Genomic DNA, 19,857 nt, shown 5'->3' on the forward strand with positions numbered 1-19,857 from the left:
CTGCCACTTTCCGCGTGATCGAGAGAGCAAGGCTCCGGCAAGGGAGAATCGTGGCGGCCCATGTAACCGCGCTTGGAGCCAAGCGCTAGGGCCGCGCCGCGGGCGGCGGCTGATAGCGAGCCGGATCGGCGATCAGGCGGATAAGCCGCTCGTGCAGCAAAAGGTCATCGATCGCCCCGCCAAGCTCGATGCGCCGGGCCTCGTCCGAAGGGCGGTGATAGTGACTGTCAAGGAAAGGGCGCAGCACCGCCTCGCTGCCATAGGTGCTCGAAAGCAGCACCGCAGGCACACCGTGCTGATTGAGCGCCCAGCCATCCTGACGCTGGAGGAAGCTGTCGGCGAGCGCCTGGTCGCCAAGCCGCCTGCCGCTTGCCGCGATGGTCTCGAGGATGAGGCCATCGAGCTTGGTCTGCCCGCGCCCGACAAAGCCGAGCGGCGCGCCTGCCGGGGCGAGCGCGACCATGTCGAAATTGAAGGCGGCAAGGATGCTTTCAAGCGGTAGCGGCGGCGCCTTGATGAAGGCGCGGGTGCCGAGCAGCCCGTCCTCCTCGGCGGTGACGGCAAGCACATAGATATCGCGCCCGAGCGGTGGGCCGGCCCTGAGGCGCCGGGCAAGTTCAAGCAGCACCGCAAGGCCGCTGGCATTGTCGGCCGCGCCGTTGCAGATCCGGTCGGTGGCCTCGGGCGGCGCACATTCGCCGAGGTGATCCCAATGGGCCAGCAGCAGCACCGCTCCCGATCCCGGCGCGGTGCCGGGAATGCGGCCAATCACGTTATAGCTGACGAATTCGCGCCGGTCGGAGGTGGCCTCGAGCGTCATGGCGAGGTTGAGCTCGAGCGGCTCGAAGGCGCTGGTTTGCGCCTCGGCGCGCAGCCGCGCCCAGCGCTTGGGCCCCAGCACCTCGGCGAGCGCGTCCTCGGTGAGATAGGCGGTGAGCCGGTCGGCCTCCTCGCTCGCCAGCTCAAGCCGGGCTCGGCCCTCGCGGCGCCTGACCGCGGCGAGCGCCGCCGCATCGGGCAGCACCGTCACCACCGCGGTGGCGCGCTGGCGCAGCAGCGCCTCGCGCCGCGCCGCATCGCGCGGCGGATCGGCCAGCATCACCGCGATCGCCCCGGCGAGCGCATCGCCGAGCACCGAGCCATCGCCATAGCCGACGAACACCACCGGCACCCCGGTGCCCGGCCCGCCCACCGCCAGCGCCCGGCGGCGCGGGGTGAAGACTGCCGCCGCTTCCTCGGGCACGGCAAGGCTGCGACTCCTGTGGGTGAGCACGAGGCGCGCGGTCTCGGGCGCGCTGGCCACCAGTTCCACCGGCAAGCGCCAATAGCTGCCCGGATCGCCGGTGCCCGAGACCAGACCGATCTCGGCCATGCGCCGTTCCAGATAGGCCCAGGTGGCCCGCCCGCCCGGCGTGCCCGGCTTGCGCCCGGCAAACTCGTCGCTCGCCAGCACGGCAATATCCGCCCTCAGCCGCGCGGCGATCGCCTCGCGCTCGTCCACCGGTGGGCCGGGGCGCGGCGGCGGGGCTGCGCAGGCGGCAAGCGCAAGGCTTGCCAAGAGCGCCCACAGCCAGCCGCGCCTTTCCGGTCTCATTCGGCGGTCCAGCCCCCGTCGATGCTGTAATTGGCCCCGGTGATGCTGGCCGCGGCATCGCTGCACAGGAACACCGCCAGCGCGGCGACTTCCTCGGGCGCGACGAAGCGCTTGGTCGGCTGCTTGGCCAGCAGCACGTCACGGATCACCTCCTCGCGCGAAAGCCCGCGCGCGGCCATGGTGTCGGGGATCTGCTGTTCGACCAGCGGGGTCCAGACATAGCCCGGAGAGATGCAATTGGCGGTGATGCCGTGGGTGGCGAGTTCGAGCGCGATCACCTTGGTAAAGCCGGCAAGGCCGTGCTTGGCGGCGACATAGGCGCTCTTGAACGGCGAGGCGGCAAGCGAATGGGCGCTGGCGGTGGAGATGATGCGGCCCCAGCCCTTGGCCTTCATCGCCGGCACCGCGAGGCGCGTGGTGTGGAAGGCGGCGGTGAGATTGAGCGCGAGGATCGCGTCCCACTTTTCCGGCGGAAACTCCTCGACCGGGGCGACATGCTGCATCCCGGCGTTGTTCACAAGGATATCAACAGGGCCGATCTCGTCCATCATCGCCGCGATTGCGGCCGGATCCATGAGGTTGGCGCCGTGGTGGCGCGCGCCGAGTTCGGCGCAGAGCCGCGCGATCTCCTCAGGATCGCCAAAGCCGTTGAGGATCACCTCGGCGCCCTCGGCCGCCAGCGCCCGGGCGATGGCAAGGCCAATCCCCGAGGTCGAGCCGGTCACCAACGCGCGCCTGGCCTTGAGCATTGCTTGCTTCTCCTGCACCTTCGGGCTTGTTGCGCCACGCTTTTGCCGCCATCAGCGCGGCTGTCCAGCGATTTGCGCGCAGCGCGCGGCAGAAGGAGGGGGCGGCAATGCGGCTCGGGCCATTCGATACATCGCGCATCACCGTGCGCTCGTCCGAGGGCGGCGGGGGCGGCGGCATGGGTCGCGCCGGGGGGATCGGCTGCGGCACCCTGGTGATCGCGCTCATCGGCGCGCTGGTCTTCGGGATCGATCCGATGCAGACCATCGGCATGGTCGAAGGGGTGCAGCAGCAGATGGCCCCCGCTCGTGCCGATGCCGCAAGCAGCAGCGGGGCGCGGCTGAGCGAGGAGGAGATCTGCGCCAGCAGCGCCTATGCCGAGGAGGCCTGCAACGCGCTCACCAGCCTCAACGCCACCTGGGCGGCAACCTTTGCGCGCAATCGCCTCGCCTTTGAAGAGCCGGTGCTCGACCTTTACCGCGGCGGGCGGGTGACGACCGATGGCTGCGGCAGCGCCACTTCGGCCGCGGGGCCGTTCTATTGCCCGGCGGACAAGGGCATCTATATCGACACCGGCTTTTACGATCAGCTCGCGCAGATGGCAGGCACCGGGGGCGATTTCGCCCGGCTCTATGTGATCGCCCATGAATATGGCCACCACATCCAGAACCTCACCGGCCTTGCCGCGCAGGTGCGCGCGGCCCAGCAGCGCAATCCTGCCGCCGCCAACCGCTTGCAGGTGGCGATGGAATTGCAGGCCGATTGCTATGCCGGGATGTGGGCGGGCAAGAACCGCAACCTCATCGAGCCAGGCGATCTCGAGGAAGGTCTCAAGGCCGCAAGCGCGATCGGCGATGACACGCTGATGCGCAACGCCGGGCAGCGCATCAATCCGGAAAGCTTTACCCACGGCACCAGCCGCCAGCGCATGGAGGCATTGCGCCGCGGGCTTGAGGCGCGCGATGATGCCGCGTGCGATGTGTTCTTTGAATGAGGGAGAGCGTGATGATCCGCCCGATGCAGTGTGCCGCCGCACTGTGGCTGGGGCTGGCGCTTGCCCCGCTCGGCAGCGCCGCGGCCCAATCCATGCCCGAGCCCGATGTCGAGGAAGTGGCCAAGACCCCGCTGCGCGATCTCAACATCGATGCGCGCGACATTCCCGAGGTGCTGCTCTCTGCCGAGGCCGATCCCTATGCCACCAAGGGTCTTGGCCGCTGCACTGCGCTGATCCGCGAAATCGCCGCGCTCGACGAGGTGCTGGGCGCCGATTACGACATTGCCAGCGGCAAGCAGCGCGACCGCATCAGCGAGGGGCGGATCGGACAGAGCCTGATCGGTTCGCTGATCCCCTTCCGCGGGATCGTGCGCGAGGTGACGGGGGCGGCGAGCAATGACCGGGCGCTGCGCGCCGCCTATACCGCCGGGATGGTGCGGCGCGGCTTCTTGAAGGGCCTCGGCCTTCAGCGCGGCTGCGCCTACCCCGCCCGTCCGAAGCGCAAGGCGGACCGCTAACCCACCCCGCGCCCGGCGCTGCGGCCTCAGCCCTCGCCTTCGCGCCAGCGGGCGATCTCGCGGTCGAGCTGCTCGATCAGGCGCTTGCGCATCGCCTCGGGGATGGCAGGATCGCGGGCGATCTCGGCCCGGGCGCGCTCCAGCCCCGAACGGGCCGAGGCAAAGGCGCGCGCCTCGCAGATGGTGATGATTTTCTTGCCATCGGCGCTGGTGCTGCTCTCGCCCGCTGCGCTCTCGCCAGGCTTGCAGTGCCGGCGCATGACGATGCGCGGCATGGCACCGCGCGCCGCGGCCGAAGCGCCGCGGGCCTCCTCTGCGGCGCGGCGGGCTTCCTCGAGGATGCGCGGCATGTCCTTGCGCACCCGATCAAGCTCGGCCATGCCCTCGCGCAGCGACAGCTCGATGATCTCCTCGGTGGTCTCGTCGTTCGCGCTGCCCTCGGCGCCGCGCGGCGCATCAGGGCGGTCGCGCAGCACCAGGCGCATGGTGGTGACCTTGCCGTCCTTGTCGGTGATGGTGTGCTCGCGCACCATCTCCCCGCCCTCGGTGATCACCCGGTGCGTACCTTGCCCAAGGATGATGATGCGATCCTTGACGCCCGCCTCGGGCGCCTCGGGCGCTTCGGGCGCTTCGGGCGCTGCGGGAGCTTCAGGGGCCTGGGGTGCCTCGGGCGCTTGCGGCGCAGCCGGGGCTGCGGGCGCTGCCGGGGGTGCGGGCGGCCCCGCGTCGGCAGTGCGCGGCGCGGCCGCGGCATAGCCGAACGTGGCGGTAAGCGGCAGGGCCAGCAGCCCGGCGCCGACAAGTGCGCGCCCGGCGAGGCGCCGGCGCTCGGTGATATGGGACATGGACATACTCCTCAAGCGATGAAGGATCGAGCTTTCGCCCAGCACCGGGCAGGCCATCGGCGCGCTCAGCGCCACCGGCGAGGCGCTGCGCGCGGCCCCGGCAAAGCGGGCGATGAGCGCAGCGTAGGCGGCCCGCTCGCTCGGCGAGCAGCGCGCCACCACCCGGGCATCGCAGGCCGCCTCCTGATCGCGCCGCAGCGCCAGCCAGCCATAATGGGCAAGCGGGTTGAACCAGTGCAGCGCGAACAGCGGCTGCACCAGGAAGTTGACGAGGAGATCGCCGCCGCGGTGATGGGCAAGCTCGTGCGCCAGCGCGAGGTCGCGCTCCTGGCGATCGGGCAAGGCGAGAAAGCCGCAGGGCAGCGCGATCACGCGGTCGAGCACGCCAAAGGCCAGCGGAGCGCTGGTCGCCGGGGTCTCGACCAGCCGCACCGCGCCCATGCGCCCGGGGAGCCGTCCGGCGAGCCGTCCGCGCACCCGGCCAACCTCGCGCCCCTCGGCGAGCAGCGCCGCGCGCAGGGCGAAATAGGCGGCAAAGCGGCGCCACAGGAACACCCCCGCCCCGCCGAGCCACAAGGCGAGCAGCACCTCGCCCAGCGGCAGCGCGTCAAGCAGCGCGAACAGATCAAAGCCCGCAGGCGCACCCGGTTCGGCCACAGGCGCGCTGGCCGAGGCGGCCCACAGCACCGCCTCGCCCGAAACGCCCTGAGCCTCTGGCGCCAGCGCAAGCGGCATGGCCCGAGAAGCGGGAGCGGGCGCCACTGGCAGCAGCGCGGCCGGCGCCATCCAGGCCGGCAGCGTGATCGGCGGCAGCACCAGCCGCAGCACCGGCAGCGCCCAGAGCGCATAGGCCGCCTCCGGCCCGAAACTGCGCGCCACCGCCCGGCGCAGCACAAGCACCAGCGCGATCAGCACCCCGGTCCACACCAGGGTTTCGAGCAGCACCGCGCTCATGGCCGCAGCTCCTTGAGCAGCGCCTCGATCTCGGCGAGGTCCTCCGCGCTCAGCGCCTCGCTTTCGGCCAGATGCGCCACCAGCGAGGCCGCGCGCCCGCCGAACAGGCGATCGAGCAGCCGGCGCGATTCGCCCTCGACATAGGCGGCGCGGGCGATCAGGGGCGTGTAGAGATAGCGCCGGCCATCAGGCTCGGCGGCGAGCGCGCCCTTGCTCACCAGCCGCGCAAGCAGGGTCTTGACCGTGGGCAGGCTCCAGCCGCGCACGGCGCACAGCGCCTCGCACACCTCGGCAGCGGTGAGCCGCGGGCGCTCCCACAGCACTTCCATCACCGCGTGCTCGGCCTCGGTGATGCGCTCGCCGGGGCTGTCATCGGATGGGGAGACCACCATTTCCCTCCTTAATGATTACGCCTGTAATCGTGACGGCTACAGGTGTAAACCTTGCCCGCGGCTGAACGGCGCCGCGCCGCGCTTGCGCTTCGACGAAGCGGCGATAGGCTCTGACGAATGACGTGCCCCCGCCCCCTGTCCGCAAAGCGCCGCGCCCGCCTGCCCCTCGCCGCGCGCGGGCTGGCCGTGCTCGCCGCGCTCGGCGCGGCATTCCTCGCCCCGGCCGCGCCGTGCGCGACCCGCAAGCGGGCGAAAGGGTGATAAAGGGGAAGATGCTGGCAGAACCGGTCAGGATCTTGCGCGCGCGGCGGCTCGACCCACCACAGCCCTAATCGGCACTTTCGCGCTCCAGGAAGGCGATCTGCAATTTGAACGGCCCGGCCACTTCGAGATGGTGCACGGTCTCGGGGGGGATGAGCACGCTGGCGGGGGCAACCAGCTCTTCGGATCGCAGCGGCTCGTCTTCCCACACCATGCGCACCGCGCCTTCGGTGATCTGCACCCAGCCCCAGCGTCCTGCCTTGAGGCTGTGGCTGGAGAGCAAGCCGGCGGGCAGGCTCGCCGCATCGAACGGGCCGATGCGGCGAACCAGCGAGAATCCTTCGGGGATTTCGGAGCTGGTCACAGAACGGCAGCGCAGATCACCGCGATGCCCACGCCGAACAGCGCGATGCAGGCGGGTACGACGAGAACCTGGCCATAGACTGCGCCTGCGCCCATCGGCCCGGTCCAGGTCGGCAGGGCCTGGCCACGGCTCAGGGGCGAAGCCTCCTGCGCCTGTCCTTGCAGGGCAACGATCCGCGCGGTGGCGAAGAACATCGCGGTGTAGAGCACGCTGATCATGATGGCGAACAGCGCGTGACCGCTTCCCCCCGTGGCAACGGTAATGCTGACGAAGAACACCGCGTAGCAGGCGATCATTGCCCCCCACACAGTGCCGGGCAGCTCAAACCGGCGGGCTTCCGGCTGGGTCTGCGCAGCAGCCTGGTTCGCCACCGGCTCATGATCGAGGTCGATGCCGAGCTCGGCGAACTCGGCCGGGAAATCGCGCAGTTGTTCAAGCATGGGGTAGTCTCCTGCTGGTGGTGGCCGGGCGCAGCCCGTGGCGTTGCAACTCGATACCGGTAAGGAGGCTCTCGGCAATCATCCGTGCCCGCGCCGAAAACTGCTCGGCGCCCTCGGCCTGCGAACATTCTTCCTGGACGGTGCGGTAAAACAGTTCCAGCCAGTGCCTGAAATGGCGCTCCTCGAGGCCGGGGATCTGCTGGTGGCGAACCATAGGATTGCCCGAGAATTCGGCCGTGCCCAGCAGGACCGAACGCCAGAAGCCCTTCATTTTCGCCAGATGCGCGGGCCAGTCATCAATCCGGGCGTCGAAGATCGGGCCGAGCAGCGCATCGGCCCTGACCCTGCCGTAGAATCGTTCAACCACCCGGCCGATTACCTCCGCGTCCAGCCCGATAGCTTCGGCTTCGGCACGCTTGCGCTCGCGAATTGCGAGCACGGCGCTGCGGTGGTCAGGCTGGTGGAGTTGCTCGTTTGCCATGGCTGCGACTCATAACAGGTAGATTGAATGCCTGTTTACATCGCTTGCGCCCAAAAGCAATATCTAATATACTTCTTTTATGCAGTTGAGCCTTCATACCGACTATGCCCTGCGCGTGCTGATGCTGCTGGGCGGCACAGGGGCCCAGTGGACGATCGACGAGATTGCCGCCTGGTACGCAATCTCGCGCAATCACCTCGCCAAGGTGGCGCAGACGCTGCAGGCGGAAGGGCTGGTTGAAACGCAGCGCGGACGCGGTGGAGGCCTGCGCCTGGCACGCCCACCGGAGGAGATCGTGATCGGGCAGGTCGTGCGCCGGCTGGAGCGGTTCGACGGGTTCGTCTCGTGCATGGGCACGAACAGCGACTGCGCGATTTCCGGAAACTGCCAGCTCAAACCGGCTCTGGCAGGGGCGCTGGAGGCGTTCCTCGCCCACCTCGACCGGTTCACTCTCGCCGACCATCTCGGCTGCGGGGACCGCTCGGTATGGTCGCGATCGGTATCCCCCCTGGCAGCGGAACCGCCCCGCGCCCCGGTCTAGGCTGGGACGCCGGCGATCCTGCCGAAGCGGCCGCGCGCGGCCAGCAAGTGGGCGAAGGGGTGATGAAGGGGCAGATGCTCGCTGCCCCGGTGACGATCATCAGGGCGCGGCGCGCGGCCCCTTCCCCGCCCGCGCGTTGAGCGCCGTCTCGTCGAAGGCGGGCCGGCCCACCGGGGCACTGGCGATCTCGGGCATGGCGGCCTCGATCTCGGCGAGCCATGCGCGCGCCCCGGCGCCGATATTGACCTGCGGCAGCGAGGCGAGAAGGCGCGCGCGCGCCTCCCACTCCGCCACCATCCGCCCCGCCGTGCGCGCCGCCTCCTCCAGCCCCACCGGCTGGCGCAACGCGTGGTTGATCAGCGCATCGCCGAAGAAGGTCCAGTCATTCTCGGCCACGCAGCCAAAGGAGCTGCGCGTGCTCGCCGCGGCGGTGAGGATCGCGGTGTCCGGCCCGGAGAGCACCGGCACGAAGACGCCCGAATAGCAGGCCGAAAGGATCAGCACCCGGCGCCTGATCCCGGCCTCGTCGAGCGCGCGCTTGAGCCCTGCGGGCGAGACCACGCCATAGCCGCTGTCGCCCCAGTGATAGGCAAGGCCAAGCTCGGTGCCGTGGCTGGTGGTGTAGAGCACCAGCACGTCCTCGGCCGGATCGATCATCCGCCCGATGTGATCGAGCGCCTCCATCAGCGCGCTCACCGAACCATGCGGGGCATCATCGCGCGCGCCATCCGGCCCGGCGAGCACCAGCGTTCGCTCTTGGGCATTGTAGCGCGCGGCCAGCACCCGCCCGGCCTCGCGCGCCTCGCGGGCAAAGACGGGATCGCTGTCAAGCGCGATTGCAACCACGAAGGCATCGGCCCGGCCCGGCTGCTGCGGCGCGAGCGCATCGAGCGCGGCGGCAAGCCGGACTGCCTGCGCGCGCCGGGCCGCGGGGGAAAGGCCGCGGTGCAGCTCCGGGTTGAGATCGAAGGAGCGCCGCCAGGCCTCGCGGCTTTCCCCGCTGCCAAGATCGGGGAAGGGCTGGGTGTGGGCCGGCGGCTGATAGGGATTGGCCGGCGGCGCAGGCGCGGCCGATTGCGACAGCGCCGGCACCGCCAGCAAAGCCGCCACGGCCCCTGCGATGATCCTGCCCCTGTTCATGCGGCAGGGAAGGTGACCTTGGCGCGCCGCAGCGTCAAGCCGCTCCGGGATTCGCGCGCGCGGTGCGCCAGGCGGCAAGATCGCGCGCGAGCCAGGCCCGGCGCAGCCCCCGCCCGGTGATGAGCCGCGAGAAATCGGCCCGGTTGTCGAAATGCTGGAGCTGGCGGTGATAGTAGTTCACGTATTCCGCCAGCGCGAGCCCGGCCGCGCCGCTTGCTGCCCAGCGATCACCCGCAGCGCTGCCGGGCAGCGGCAGGATGAAGCCTGCCACGGCGAGCGCGCAAGCGATGATGGTCAGCACCAGCAAGGGGCGATCCCAGCGGTCGGCCAGCCGCAGCGCCTTGTCGAGCGCCGCGCCTTGTCCTTGGAGCGCGCGCAGCTTGCCGCGCCAGTAGAGCCCGCCGACGATCAGCAGCCCGGACATCGGCATCATCGCCAAAAGGCTCGGCCAGCCGACCGCGCCGCCCAGGTGAACGCCAATCACGACGAGGAACAGCGGCACCAGCGCGGCATTGGCAAGCTCGACCTGCCAATACCACGCCAGCCGCCGCGCAACCCGCCCGCCGCCTGCCATCAGCAGGCCCCGCAGCCGGGCGCAAGCCGCATCAATAGACCCGCGCCTTGGGCTCGATATAGGCGATGTCGTCGGTCAGCGTGTAGGTGTGCACCGGGCGATAATCGATCCGCACCGCGCCGCCATTGCCGCCCCAGCCCTCAAACCACGCGACGGTGTGCTTCATCCAGTTGACATCGTCGCGCTGCGGATAGTCCTCGTGTGCATGAGCGCCGCGGCTTTCCTTGCGGTTGGCGGCGCTTGCCATCGTCACATTGGCCTGGGCCATGAGGTTATCAAGCTCCAGCGTCTCGATGAGGTCGCTGTTCCAGATCAGCGACCGGTCGGTGACGTGGATGTCCTCCATCCGCTTGTTCTGCTCAGCAAGCTTGGCCACGCCCTCGTCCATCAGCTTCTGGTCGCGGAACACCGCGCAGTGCTTCTGCATCGCTTTTTGCATCTCGGCGCGGATCTGCGCGGTGGGCGAGCCGCCCTTGGCAAAGCGGAAGTGATCGAGCCGGGTGAGCGCGAAATCGGCGCTGTCGGCGGGAAGCTCGGGCTGCTTGGCCCCCGGCTTCAAATTGTCGCGCAGGTGATGCCCGGTCGCGCGGCCAAACACCACGAGGTCGATCAGCGAGTTGGAACCGAGGCGGTTGGCCCCGTGCACCGAGACACAGGCCGCCTCGCCCACGGCGTAGAGGCCCGGCACCACGTGATCGGGGTTGCCGTCCGGCCCGATGGTGACCACCTGGCCGTGATAGTTACACGGGATGCCGCCCATGTTGTAATGCACCGTCGGGGTGACGGGCAGCGGCTGCTTGGTGAGGTCAACCCCGGCGAAGATCTTGCCGCTCTCGGTGATCCCCGGCAGGCGCTCGGCCAGCACCTTGGGATCGATGTGGTCGAGGTGGAGATAGATGTGGTCCTTCTCCGGCCCGACCCCGCGGCCCTCGCGGATCTCGAGCGCCATCGAGCGGCTCACCACATCGCGGCTGGCCAGATCCTTGGCCGAGGGGGCATAGCGCTCCATGAAGCGCTCGCCTTCCGAATTGGTGAGATAGCCGCCCTCACCCCGCGCGCCCTCGGTGATGAGCACGCCGGCGCCATAGATGCCGGTGGGGTGGAACTGCACGAATTCCATGTCCTGCAGCGGCAGGCCGGCGCGCAGCACCATGCCGCCGCCATCGCCGGTGCAGGTGTGGGCCGAGGTGGCGGTGTAGTAGCAGCGGCCATAGCCCCCGGTGGCGAGCACCACCGCCTGGGCGCGGAAGCGGTGGATGGTGCCGTCATCGAGGCACATCGCCATCACCCCGACGCAGCGCCGCTCCCCGTCGCGCTCGGACATGATGAGATCGAGCGCGAAATATTCGATGAAGAAGTCGGCGTCATACTTCAGGCTCTGCTGGTAGAGCGCATGGAGCATGGCGTGGCCGGTGCGGTCGGCCGCGGCGCAGGTGCGCTGCACCGGCGGGCCGGCGCCCATGTTCTGCATGTGCCCGCCAAAGGGGCGCTGGTAGATCGTGCCATCGGGATTGCGGCTGAAGGGCACGCCGGCGTGCTCAAGCTCATAGACCGCCGCCGGGGCCTCACGCGCAAGATATTCGATCGCGTCCTGATCGCCCAGCCAGTCCGACCCCTTGACGGTGTCGTACATGTGCCAGGTCCAGTGATCGGGCGAATTGTTGCCGAGCGACGCGGCGATCCCGCCCTGCGCCGCCACGGTGTGCGAGCGGGTGGGGAAGACCTTGGAGATATTGGCGGTCTTCAGCCCCGCCTCGGCCGCGCCCATGGTGGCGCGCAGGCCCGAGCCGCCCGCGCCCACCACCACCACATCATAGGTGTGATCGATGATGGTATAGGCGCCCTGAAGATGCGGGGCGCCGCCGTTGCCGAATACTGCATCGGCCATCAGACAGTCCTTCCGAAAGCGAGGCTGGCGACGCTGAAAATGGCAAAGGCGCCGCCGCCGATGGTGGCAAGATTGAGCGCTGCGATCAGCGCGAATTTCGAACCGGCATCGTGGATGTAATCCTCGATCAGCACCTGCAGACCCAGCCGCGCGTGCCAGAACAGGCTGATGACGAGGAGGATCATCGCCGTGGCCGGAATGGGTTGCGAGAGCCACTTGACGATGCTCGCATGGCTGAAATCACCCAGCAGCGCGAGGCTGATCACGAACCAGCTCATCAGCACCACATTGCCCGCTGCGGTGAAGCGCTGCACCAGCCAGTGATGCGCACCGTGATGCGCCGCGCCCAGCCCACGCACCTTGCCGATCGAGGTTCCGTTACCCATCGCCCTTGCTCCTTCAGCGCAGCAGCACCGCGGCCCAGAAGGCAGCGGTCAAACCCAGCGCGATGAGCAGGGAGGCGATCGACCAGAAACGGTTGATCCCAAGCTCATAACCCGCGCCAATATCAAGCACGAAGTGCCTCAGTCCGCTCATGAAATGGGTGAAGAAGGCCCAGGAAAGGCCGACCAGCACCACCATGCCCACGGGCGAGCCCATCACCGCCTGGAAGGCGGCATAGGCCTCGGGCCCGCTCGCCAGCGCGCCAAGCCACCATACCAGCACCGCAAGGCCGACAAGCGCCATGCCATCGCCGGTGATACGGTGCAGGATCGACACCAGCATGTGCGGCCCCCAGCGCCACACCTGCAAATGCGGAGAAAGCGGTCTTTGGTTCATGGTGATCCCGATATGTCCCTGTTGACTGCCCCTTCCCCTTAGCGCCCCTGTTGCTTCTGGCAAGCGGCGAGGCGGTGGACAGGGCTTGCAAAGTTTCGGATAGGCGCTTGCATGGGATACATTCTCGTCACCGGATCAAGCCGCGGAATTGGCAGGGCCGCGCTTGCGCTCCTTGCGCAGCGCGGGGCCAGGGTGATCGGCCATGGCTCGCGCCCGCAGCCTCAAGATGCCAGCGGCCTTGCCTTCATCGCCGCCGATCTTGCCGATCCCTTGAGCGTCGATCGCCTGTGGCACGCCGCGCTCGAGATCGCCGGGGGCAAGATCGACGCGGTGGTCAACAATGCCGGGCGCTTCGAGGCCAACCGGCTCGAGCGTTCGGACATCGAATGGCTCGATGCCTGGGAGGATACGCTGCGCGTCAATCTCACCGCCGCGGCGCAATTGTCGCGCCTGGCGGTGCTGCACTGGCAGGCCGAGGGGTGCGGCGGGCGGCTGGTGCATGTGGCAAGCCGCGCGGCCTATCGCGGCGATTCCCCCGCGCACTGGCACTATGCCGCGGCCAAGGGCGGAATGGTGGCGATGCACAAGACCATCGCCCGCGCCTATGCCGGCCAGGGGATCTTGAGCTTTGCCATTGCCCCCGGCTTTACCGATACCAGCATGGCGGGCGATTATCTTGCCAGCCGCGGCGGCCCCGGGCTGCTGGCCGACATTCCCCTGGGCCGTGTTGCGAGCCCTGAGGAGATCGCCCGCATCATCGCCTTTTGCGCGCTCGATGCGCCCGAAAGCATGACCGGCGCGGTGATCGATGCCAATGGAGCCAGCTTTGTCCGCTGAGAGCACGTGGAAACTTTCGGCCCACGCCCCAAGGCCGGTGATCGAGGCGGCGCTGCTCGCGCATGAGCTGGTTGCCGACTGGGACGCCGAGCTGGTGATCGCCGGGCGCGAGCTGGCCGAGGACCGGCCCGGTGACTGGGTGCTCGAGGCCTGGTATCCGCGCAAGCCCGGGCCAGAGGTGATCGCGGCGATCGAGCGCCTGTTTGCCGGCGGCGCCCCGCCGCTCGCCATCGAGGAGCTGCCCCCGGCCGATTGGGTGACGCTGAGCCAGCACACCACCCCGCCGATCCGCGCCGGGCGCTTTCATGTCCACACCCCCGATTTTCCGCCCGATCCGGGGCTGATCGATCTCGTCATCCCGGCCGCGCAGGCCTTTGGCACCGGCCACCACCACACCACCGCCGGGTGTCTCGAGATGCTCGGGCACATCAGGGCAAGCGGGCTCATCGCGCGGCGCATCGCCGATATCGGCACCGGCACGGGCCTGCTGGCCTTTGCCGCGCGCGCGCTGTGGCCCACAGCGCAGCTGACGCTCACCGATATCGACCCGGTCTGCGCCGGAGTGGTGGCGGCCAACGCCGAGATGAACGCCGTGCCGCTCGGCCCCGGGCCGGGCGCGGCGCTGATGATCGTGGCCGATGGCATGGCCGATCCGCTCATTGCCTTGCGCGCGCCCTTCGATCTTCTCATCGCCAATATCCTTGCCGGGCCGCTGGTGGAGATGGCCGAAGATTTCGGCAAGGCGGTGCGCCCGGGGGGGAGCCTGCTCCTTGCCGGGCTGCTCGCCGGGGCGCAGGAGGACGCGGTCTGCCGCGCGATGCGGCGCGCCGGGTTTCGTCCGGTGGCGCGGCTCCAGCGCGGCGACTGGGCGATCCTGTGGCTGCGCCGACGCCGCGCAGCAAGGCCGGCCTAGCGCGCCAGCCCCTCGGCCAGCAGATCGAGCGCGTTGCGGGTGAAGGCACCCATGTTGGCGATGCGATCATCGCTGCCGGTTTCGATCAGCCGGGTCTCGGCAAGGCCCGGGCCGACGAGCGCCGCGACCGAGCGGCCCGCCGGCGCGCCCGAGGGATGCGCCGATCCCCCGGCCGATCCGCTCTCGGCAAGGCCCCACTCAGCGCCGAAATGGGCAGCGATGGCGCGGGCCTGGAGCAGCGCATAGTCCGCGCTCGCCCCGCGCATCCCGCGATAGGCCGCGCGCGGCAGGGCAAGCAGCACGTCGCGCGCGCGCAGCGAATAAATGACCCCGCCGCCGACGAGAAAATCGAGCGCCCCGGGAACGGTGAGCAGGCTCGCGGCGATGAGCCCGCCGGTGGCCCCGTCCGCCACCGCCAGCTTCTCCCCGCGCTTGCGCAAGAGGCCGGCAATGCGCAGGGCCTGGGGGTGAAGCTCGCGCAAGAGATCCATCAGCCGCCGCCAAGCGCCTCGGCGACGATCGCCGCCCAGGCGGCCTCGTCGATCACCTCGATCCCGAGTTCGGCTGCCTTCTTGAGCTTGGAGCCGGCCCCCGGCCCGGCCACCACCAGATCGGTCTTGGCGCTCACCGATCCGGCCGCCTTGGCGCCCAGCCTTTCGGCCTGGGCCTTGGCTTCCTCGCGGCTCATGGTCTCTAGCTTGCCGGTGAACACGACGGTCTTGCCCGCGACCCGGCTGGCGAGGGTTTCCACCTCGTAGCGCGGCGGGGAGACTTCGCTGAGCAGATCCTCCCACACCGCGACATTGTGCGGCTCGTGAAAGAAATCGCCGAGCGCGCGCACCACCACCGGGCCGATGCCGTCAATCGCGGTCAGCTCAGCGAGCGCCTCGGCATCGCCGGCATGGGCGCGGGTAGCCAGATCGCGCAGCACCGGCAATTCATGGAGATGCTTCATCAGGTCGCGCGCGGTCACCTCGCCGACATGGCGGATGCCGAGCGCGAACAGCAGCCGCGCGGCATCGGGCTGGCGGCGCGCCTCGATCGCGGCGAGCAGGTTGTCGACCGATTTTTCCTGCCAGCCCTCGAGCGCGAGGATCTCGGCGCGGCGGCGCTTCAAGCGGAAGATATCCACCGGGCTTTCGAGCCAGCCCAGGGCAAAGAACTGGGCGATGGTCTTTTCCCCCAGCCCCTCGATATCGAGCGCCTTGCGGCTGACGAAGTGCTCGAGCCGCTGGATGCGCTGGGCCGGGCAGATGAGGCCGCCGGTGCAGCGCACATCGACCTCGCCCTCCTCGGCCACCGCCTCGCTGCCACATTCGGGGCAGTGATCGGGAAAGACGAAGGGCGCGCGCGGCTCCTCGCGGGTGAGATTTTCCACCACCTGCGGGATCACATCGCCCGCGCGCTGGATCACCACGCGGTCGCCCACGCGCAGGCCAAGCCGGGCGATCTCGTCGCGGTTGTGGAGCGTGACATTGGTCACCGTCACGCCCCCCACCAGCACCGGGGCCAGCCGACCGACGGGGGTGAGCTTGCCGGTGCGCCCGACCTGGATGTCGATCGCCTCGAGGGTGGTCTCGGCCCGCTCGGCCGGGAACTTGTGCGCGAGCGCCCAGCGCGGCGCCTTGGCGACAAAGCCCAAACGCTCCTGCCAGTCGAGCCGGTCGAGCTTATAGACCACCCCGTCGATCTCGTAGGCGAGATTAGGGCGGGCGCGGCCGATCTCCTCGAAGCGCGCCATCAGCGCCTCCACCCCGCCCTCGACGCGGGAAAAGAGCGGCGAGACCGGAAAGCCCCAGCCCCGGATCGCCGCCATCACCTCGGCTTGCGTCGTGCCCGGCAGGGCCGAATGGGCGCCCCAGCCATGGGCCCAGAAGCGCAAGGGGCGCTGCGCGGTGATGCGCGGATCCTTTTGCCTCAGGCTCCCCGCGGCGGCGTTGCGGGGGTTGGCAAAGAGCTTGCCCCCGGCTTCATGCTGCGCCGCATTGAGCGCAGCAAAGGCCTGTTTTTCCATGTAGACCTCGCCGCGCACCTCGAACACTTCGGGCACGCCTCGGGGCAGGGTCTGCGGGATATCGGGGATGTGGGCGACATTGGCCGTCACATCCTCGCCCACCTGGCCATCGCCGCGGGTGGCCGCGCGCACCAGCCGGCCCTGCTCGTAGCGCAGGCTGCACGAGAGGCCATCGATCTTGTCCTCGGCGGTGAGCGCAAGCGGGGCATCCTCGGGCAGGGCAAGGAAGCGCCGCATCCGCGCCAACCACTCGGCCACCTCCTCGGCCGAAAAGGCGTTGTCGAGGCTCATCATCCGCACCTCGTGCGTGACCTTGCCGAGCGGCGAGGCAGCGACGCCATGGCCCACTTTCCGCGAAGGGCTGTCGGGGCGCACCAGATGCGGGAAGGCTGCCTCGATCTCGGCATTGCGGCGCACCAGCGCATCATATTCGGCGTCCGAAATCTCGGGCGCATCCTCGAGGTGATAGAGCCGGTCGTGCCGGGCGATCGCGCGCGCGAGGCGCATCAGCTCGTTGGCGGCTTCGGCTTCGCTGAGCGTGGCGGGGTCTTTCATCGGATCACATCTCGCCCTTGAGCACGGCGAGCATCGCCGGTTCGTTGGCGATATAGGCCGGGCTTGCGGGGGTCAGAATCGCAAAGTGGCTCGCGCCCGGGTTGGCGCGGATGGTCAGGGCCGCGCCGCCCGCTGCCAGCGCGGCCTGGGTTGCGGAGGCGGGCGCGGGCAGGCGTGCCTGCACAAACAGGATGTGCGCGAGCTGCGGTGCATGGGTGGCGGGGGAAATGGCCTCGTATCGTGCAGGCGCGGCGGCGGGCGCAGCGCCCATGAAGGGCGTCACGGCGGAAAACTGGCACAGGGCATCAAAGGCGCCCTGCTCGGCCCCGACATCGCCCGGCCCGTCGAGCACGATCGCGGCGCGCGCGGCCAGCGGGGCGCGCGCCCCCAGCGGGCCGTCTGCCCCATCGCCCCGGGCCAGCCAGATCGCCGGGAGCGCGCCCGCCGAATGGCCCACCAGGGTGATGCGCGCCGTGTCGATCGGGTGCTTGGCCGCAACCTCGTCAATCAGCCTCGCCGCGGCGGCCCAATCCGCGAACGAACCCGGCCAGCCCCCGCCATCGCCGACCTCACGGTAATCAACATTGAGCGTGGCGATGCCAAGTTGCTGCCAGCGGGTGGCAAGCGGCGCCATGTAGGCCTGGCTTGCGATCCCGGTCTTCCAGCACCCGCCGTGGAAGATCACCGCGAGCGGAAAGGGGCCTTGCCCTTGCGGCAGGCGCAGCTCGGCAAAGCCGCGCGGGTGATCGGCATAGCGCAAGATGGCATCCGGCGCCGAGGCGGCGAGGTTGGCATCGGTGCCGAAGCTGGCATGGTTGGGCTGCACGGCGGGCGGGGCCTCCTCGGGCGCGGACATCGCCGGGGCGCAGGCGACCGCAATCAGCACGGCCGCGGCCAGGGGCGCGCGCCTCACACCCCCTCCAGCAGCCGCTCGGCCTGGGCGCGGGCCTCGGGCGTGACCTCGGCGCCCGAGAGCATCCGGGCGATCTCCTGCCGCCGCCCTTCGGCATCGAGCAGCACCACGCTGGTCTTGGTCACCGTGCCGCTCGAGGACTTGGCGATGAGATAATGGCGGGTGCCGCGCGCGGCCACCTGGGGGCTGTGGGTGACCGCGAGCAATTGCCCGCCCGCCGCCAGCCGCGCCAGCCGCTCGCCGATCGCCGAGGCGACCGCGCCGCCCACCCCGCGGTCGATCTCGTCGAAGATGATCGTCGCCGCCCCGCCCTGCTCGGCCAGCGCCACCTTCAATGCGAGGATGAAGCGCGAAAGCTCCCCGCCGCTCGCGATCTTGCCGAGCGGGGCAAAATCGGCGCCGGGATTGGTGGCGATCAGGAACTCTACCGCGTCCATCCCCGCCGGGCCCCACTTGTCCTCGGGCAACGGGCTGAGCGCGGTGCGGAAGCGCGCGGCATCGAGCTTGAGCGGCGCAAGCTCACCTGCCACCGCGGCATCGAGCCGCGCCGCGCCCGCGCGCCGCGCCGCGCGCGCCGCCTCGGCCCTGGCGACATAGGCGGCGCGGGCCTCGCGCGCCGCGGCCTCGAGCGCATCGAGCCGCGCCTCGCCCCCCTCGATCGCATCGAGCCGCGCGCGCAGGCTGCGCGCGAGTTCGGGCAGATCGTCGACCTCGCAGCGGTGCTTGCGCGCGGCGGCGCGCAGATCGAAGAGCCGCGCCTCGGCCCGTTCAAGCTCGAGCGGATCGTGCGCCAGCGCCTCGGCCGCGCGGGCGAGCCGCTCCTCGGCCTCGCTCGCCTCGATCACCGCCCGGTCGAGCGCGGCGAGCGCCTCGCCCAGCAGCGGATGTTCCCCGGCGATGCGATCGAGCCGGCGCGCCGCCACCCGCAGCGCCGCAAGCGGCGAATCCGAGCCTTCCCAAAGGTGCCTCAGTGCCGCCAGATCGCCCGCCAGCCGCTCGCCCTTCTGCATCTCGGCGCGCGCAAGGGCGAGGCGCTCCTCCTCGCCCGCCACCGGATCGAGCGCGGCAAGCTCGGCAAGGTGCGCGATCAGCAGCTCCTGATCGGCCTTGGCCGCCTCGACCGCGGCACGCGCCTCGGCCAGTTGCGCCTCGGCCCGCGCCCATTCGGCCCAGGCGCGCTCCAGCCCTGCGGTATCGACCCCGGCAAAGCGGTCGAGCAGCGCGCGGTGGCCGCGCGGGTTGACGAGCCCGCGCTCGTCATGCTGGCCGTGAAGCTCGACCAGCGCCGGGGCGAGCGCGCGCAGCAGCGCCACGCTCACCGGCTGGTCGTTGACAAAGGCCTTGGAGCCGCCATCGGCGCGCAGCACGCGGCGGATCAGCAGCGGCTCGCCCGGATCGATCGCGATCCCCGCCTCATCGAGCGCCGCCGCAACCCCCTCGGGCAGGGCGGCAAATTCAAACGCCGCCGTCACGCTGGCCTGCTCGGTGCCGGCGCGCACCAGCGCGCTGTCGGCCCGGTCGCCCAGCACCAGCCCGAGCGCATCGAGCAGGATCGACTTGCCCGCCCCCGTCTCCCCCGTGAGCACCCCGAGGCCGCGCGCAAAGGCAAGGTCGAGCGCTTCGATGAGGACGATGTTGCGGATCGCAAGGCGGGTGAGCATGGCCGGGGCCGAGCGATAGCGCAGGCAGCCGCGCGCGTCACCAGCCGATCGCAGCACCATCCCCAGCGCCGGGGCGCCGGCGGCAATGACGCCTCAGCGCCGGGCGCGCTCGATCAGATCGACCAGCTCCTCGAACTTGGCCCTTTGTTCTTCGGCGCTGCCGCTCGCTATCGCCTCGTTGACGCAGCAGGCGACATGATTTGAGCACCTGGCTTTCGACCTTGGCGAGCGCGGCGCGGATCGCGGCGATCTGCTGGAGAATCTCGATGCAGTAGCGCTCATCGGCGATCATCTGTGCAACGCCGCGCACCTGCCCGGCGATGCGGTTGAGCCGCTGCACCTTGGCCTTGGTGTTCTCCTTCATCGCCGCCTCCTTGCCCCAAGCCCTTGCCATACCCGTGGGGGGGTATATAGAAGACCGCCAGCCCCAACCAAAGACCTTTCTTGACCG

Annotated in this window: 22 protein-coding genes; 5 read left to right on the forward strand and 17 right to left on the reverse strand. The window is 69.9% G+C overall.

The genetic code is table 11. From position 1 onward, the window contains the following. Nucleotides 1-85: 85 nt before the first annotated feature. Both G524_RS0101655 and G524_RS0101660 read right to left on the reverse strand, forming a co-directional pair. Nucleotides 86-1,594: a M28 family peptidase gene (locus G524_RS0101655; protein ID WP_027442148.1), complete on the reverse strand. Its 1,509-nt coding sequence runs from the start codon at nucleotides 1,592-1,594 to the stop codon at nucleotides 86-88. Continuing rightward, nucleotides 1,591-2,343 (reverse strand): 3-hydroxybutyrate dehydrogenase, encoded by a 753-nt coding sequence (locus G524_RS0101660; protein WP_027442149.1) that lies wholly within the window; start codon nucleotides 2,341-2,343, stop codon nucleotides 1,591-1,593. The genes G524_RS0101655 and G524_RS0101660 overlap by 4 nt, the downstream gene beginning before the upstream one ends. A 107-nt stretch (nucleotides 2,344-2,450) precedes the next feature. Here G524_RS0101660 and ypfJ point away from each other — a divergent pair, with 107 nt between their 5' ends. Both ypfJ and G524_RS14660 read left to right on the forward strand, forming a co-directional pair. Further along, nucleotides 2,451-3,335, forward strand: coding sequence for a KPN_02809 family neutral zinc metallopeptidase (gene ypfJ, locus G524_RS0101665; protein WP_027442150.1), 885 nt, complete (start codon nucleotides 2,451-2,453; stop codon nucleotides 3,333-3,335). Between the two features lie 11 nt (nucleotides 3,336-3,346). Continuing rightward, nucleotides 3,347-3,853: a hypothetical protein gene (locus tag G524_RS14660; protein WP_036857081.1), complete on the forward strand. Its 507-nt coding sequence runs from the start codon at nucleotides 3,347-3,349 to the stop codon at nucleotides 3,851-3,853. Between the two features lie 26 nt (nucleotides 3,854-3,879). Here G524_RS14660 and G524_RS0101675 read toward each other — a convergent pair whose 3' ends face one another. The 5 genes from G524_RS0101675 to G524_RS0101700 form a co-directional block, all read right to left on the reverse strand. After that, the gene (locus tag G524_RS0101675; RefSeq protein ID WP_027442151.1) at nucleotides 3,880-5,652 is read right to left on the reverse strand and encodes a M56 family metallopeptidase; all 1,773 of its coding nucleotides are present in this window, start codon (nucleotides 5,650-5,652) and stop codon (nucleotides 3,880-3,882) included. Next, nucleotides 5,649-6,044 (reverse strand): BlaI/MecI/CopY family transcriptional regulator, encoded by a 396-nt coding sequence (locus G524_RS0101680; protein ID WP_027442152.1) that lies wholly within the window; start codon nucleotides 6,042-6,044, stop codon nucleotides 5,649-5,651. The genes G524_RS0101675 and G524_RS0101680 overlap by 4 nt, the downstream gene beginning before the upstream one ends. A 328-nt stretch (nucleotides 6,045-6,372) precedes the next feature. Further along, nucleotides 6,373-6,669, reverse strand: a complete 297-nt coding sequence (locus tag G524_RS16950) for a TehB-like domain-containing protein (RefSeq protein ID WP_051220819.1) — start codon at nucleotides 6,667-6,669, stop codon at nucleotides 6,373-6,375. Beyond that, nucleotides 6,666-7,109: a hypothetical protein gene (locus G524_RS16955; RefSeq protein ID WP_027442154.1), complete on the reverse strand. Its 444-nt coding sequence runs from the start codon at nucleotides 7,107-7,109 to the stop codon at nucleotides 6,666-6,668. The genes G524_RS16950 and G524_RS16955 overlap by 4 nt, the downstream gene beginning before the upstream one ends. After that, nucleotides 7,102-7,590, reverse strand: coding sequence for a group III truncated hemoglobin (locus G524_RS0101700; protein WP_051220820.1), 489 nt, complete (start codon nucleotides 7,588-7,590; stop codon nucleotides 7,102-7,104). The genes G524_RS16955 and G524_RS0101700 overlap by 8 nt, the downstream gene beginning before the upstream one ends. A 79-nt stretch (nucleotides 7,591-7,669) precedes the next feature. Here G524_RS0101700 and G524_RS0101705 point away from each other — a divergent pair, with 79 nt between their 5' ends. After that, nucleotides 7,670-8,131 (forward strand): RrF2 family transcriptional regulator, encoded by a 462-nt coding sequence (locus G524_RS0101705; protein ID WP_027442156.1) that lies wholly within the window; start codon nucleotides 7,670-7,672, stop codon nucleotides 8,129-8,131. Between the two features lie 99 nt (nucleotides 8,132-8,230). On the opposite strand, the gene G524_RS14665 is transcribed toward G524_RS0101705, so the two are convergent. From G524_RS14665 to sdhC, 5 genes are read right to left on the reverse strand one after another with little or no spacing between them, the layout of a single operon-like run. Next, nucleotides 8,231-9,271: a C13 family peptidase gene (locus G524_RS14665; RefSeq protein WP_051220821.1), complete on the reverse strand. Its 1,041-nt coding sequence runs from the start codon at nucleotides 9,269-9,271 to the stop codon at nucleotides 8,231-8,233. A 34-nt stretch (nucleotides 9,272-9,305) separates the two neighbouring features. Then, the gene (locus G524_RS16190; RefSeq protein WP_051220822.1) at nucleotides 9,306-9,845 is read right to left on the reverse strand and encodes a hypothetical protein; all 540 of its coding nucleotides are present in this window, start codon (nucleotides 9,843-9,845) and stop codon (nucleotides 9,306-9,308) included. A gap of 31 nt (nucleotides 9,846-9,876) precedes the next feature. After that, nucleotides 9,877-11,733 carry a succinate dehydrogenase flavoprotein subunit gene (gene sdhA, locus G524_RS0101720; RefSeq protein ID WP_051220823.1) on the reverse strand — a complete coding sequence of 619 codons (1,857 nt, stop codon included), beginning with the start codon at nucleotides 11,731-11,733 and terminating at the stop codon, nucleotides 9,877-9,879. Next, the gene (sdhD, locus tag G524_RS0101725) at nucleotides 11,733-12,119 is read right to left on the reverse strand and encodes a succinate dehydrogenase, hydrophobic membrane anchor protein (RefSeq protein ID WP_027442158.1); all 387 of its coding nucleotides are present in this window, start codon (nucleotides 12,117-12,119) and stop codon (nucleotides 11,733-11,735) included. The genes sdhA and sdhD overlap by 1 nt, the downstream gene beginning before the upstream one ends. A gap of 13 nt (nucleotides 12,120-12,132) precedes the next feature. Continuing rightward, nucleotides 12,133-12,513 carry a succinate dehydrogenase, cytochrome b556 subunit gene (gene sdhC / locus G524_RS0101730; RefSeq protein ID WP_027442159.1) on the reverse strand — a complete coding sequence of 127 codons (381 nt, stop codon included), beginning with the start codon at nucleotides 12,511-12,513 and terminating at the stop codon, nucleotides 12,133-12,135. 111 nt (nucleotides 12,514-12,624) lie between these two features. Between sdhC and G524_RS0101735 the strand changes: the two genes are divergently transcribed. Together G524_RS0101735 and G524_RS0101740 are read left to right on the forward strand one after the other, a co-directional pair. Then, complete coding sequence (locus tag G524_RS0101735) at nucleotides 12,625-13,350, forward strand: SDR family NAD(P)-dependent oxidoreductase (protein WP_027442160.1); 726 nt, start codon at nucleotides 12,625-12,627, stop codon at nucleotides 13,348-13,350. Next, complete coding sequence (locus G524_RS0101740) at nucleotides 13,340-14,263, forward strand: 50S ribosomal protein L11 methyltransferase (protein ID WP_245561259.1); 924 nt, start codon at nucleotides 13,340-13,342, stop codon at nucleotides 14,261-14,263. Before G524_RS0101735 ends, G524_RS0101740 begins: the two co-directional genes overlap by 11 nt. On the opposite strand, the gene G524_RS0101745 is transcribed toward G524_RS0101740, so the two are convergent. The 5 genes from G524_RS0101745 to G524_RS14680 are packed head-to-tail and all read right to left on the reverse strand — an operon-like array spanning nucleotide 14,260 to nucleotide 19,770. Further along, nucleotides 14,260-14,754: a CinA family protein gene (locus tag G524_RS0101745; RefSeq protein ID WP_051220824.1), complete on the reverse strand. Its 495-nt coding sequence runs from the start codon at nucleotides 14,752-14,754 to the stop codon at nucleotides 14,260-14,262. The two genes, G524_RS0101740 and G524_RS0101745, sit on opposite strands and share 4 nt — an antisense overlap. Further along, entirely contained in the window at nucleotides 14,754-16,832 is a 2,079-nt protein-coding gene (gene ligA, locus G524_RS0101750) for an NAD-dependent DNA ligase LigA (protein ID WP_027442163.1), read from the reverse strand. The genes G524_RS0101745 and ligA overlap by 1 nt, the downstream gene beginning before the upstream one ends. 4 nt (nucleotides 16,833-16,836) lie before the next feature. Further along, nucleotides 16,837-17,745 (reverse strand): alpha/beta hydrolase family protein, encoded by a 909-nt coding sequence (locus G524_RS14675; protein ID WP_051220825.1) that lies wholly within the window; start codon nucleotides 17,743-17,745, stop codon nucleotides 16,837-16,839. Next, on the reverse strand, nucleotides 17,742-19,406 hold the full coding sequence (gene recN / locus G524_RS0101760) for a DNA repair protein RecN (protein WP_027442164.1): 1,665 nt from the start codon (nucleotides 19,404-19,406) through the stop codon (nucleotides 17,742-17,744). Before recN ends, G524_RS14675 begins: the two co-directional genes overlap by 4 nt. A 37-nt stretch (nucleotides 19,407-19,443) precedes the next feature. Next, complete coding sequence (locus tag G524_RS14680; RefSeq protein ID WP_342662438.1) at nucleotides 19,444-19,770, reverse strand: metal-sensitive transcriptional regulator; 327 nt, start codon at nucleotides 19,768-19,770, stop codon at nucleotides 19,444-19,446. Between the last annotated feature and the right edge of the window lie 87 nt (nucleotides 19,771-19,857).

It is taken from the genome of Erythrobacter cryptus DSM 12079 (genome assembly GCF_000422985.1).
GTDB lineage: Bacteria > Pseudomonadota > Alphaproteobacteria > Sphingomonadales > Sphingomonadaceae > Erythrobacter > Erythrobacter cryptus.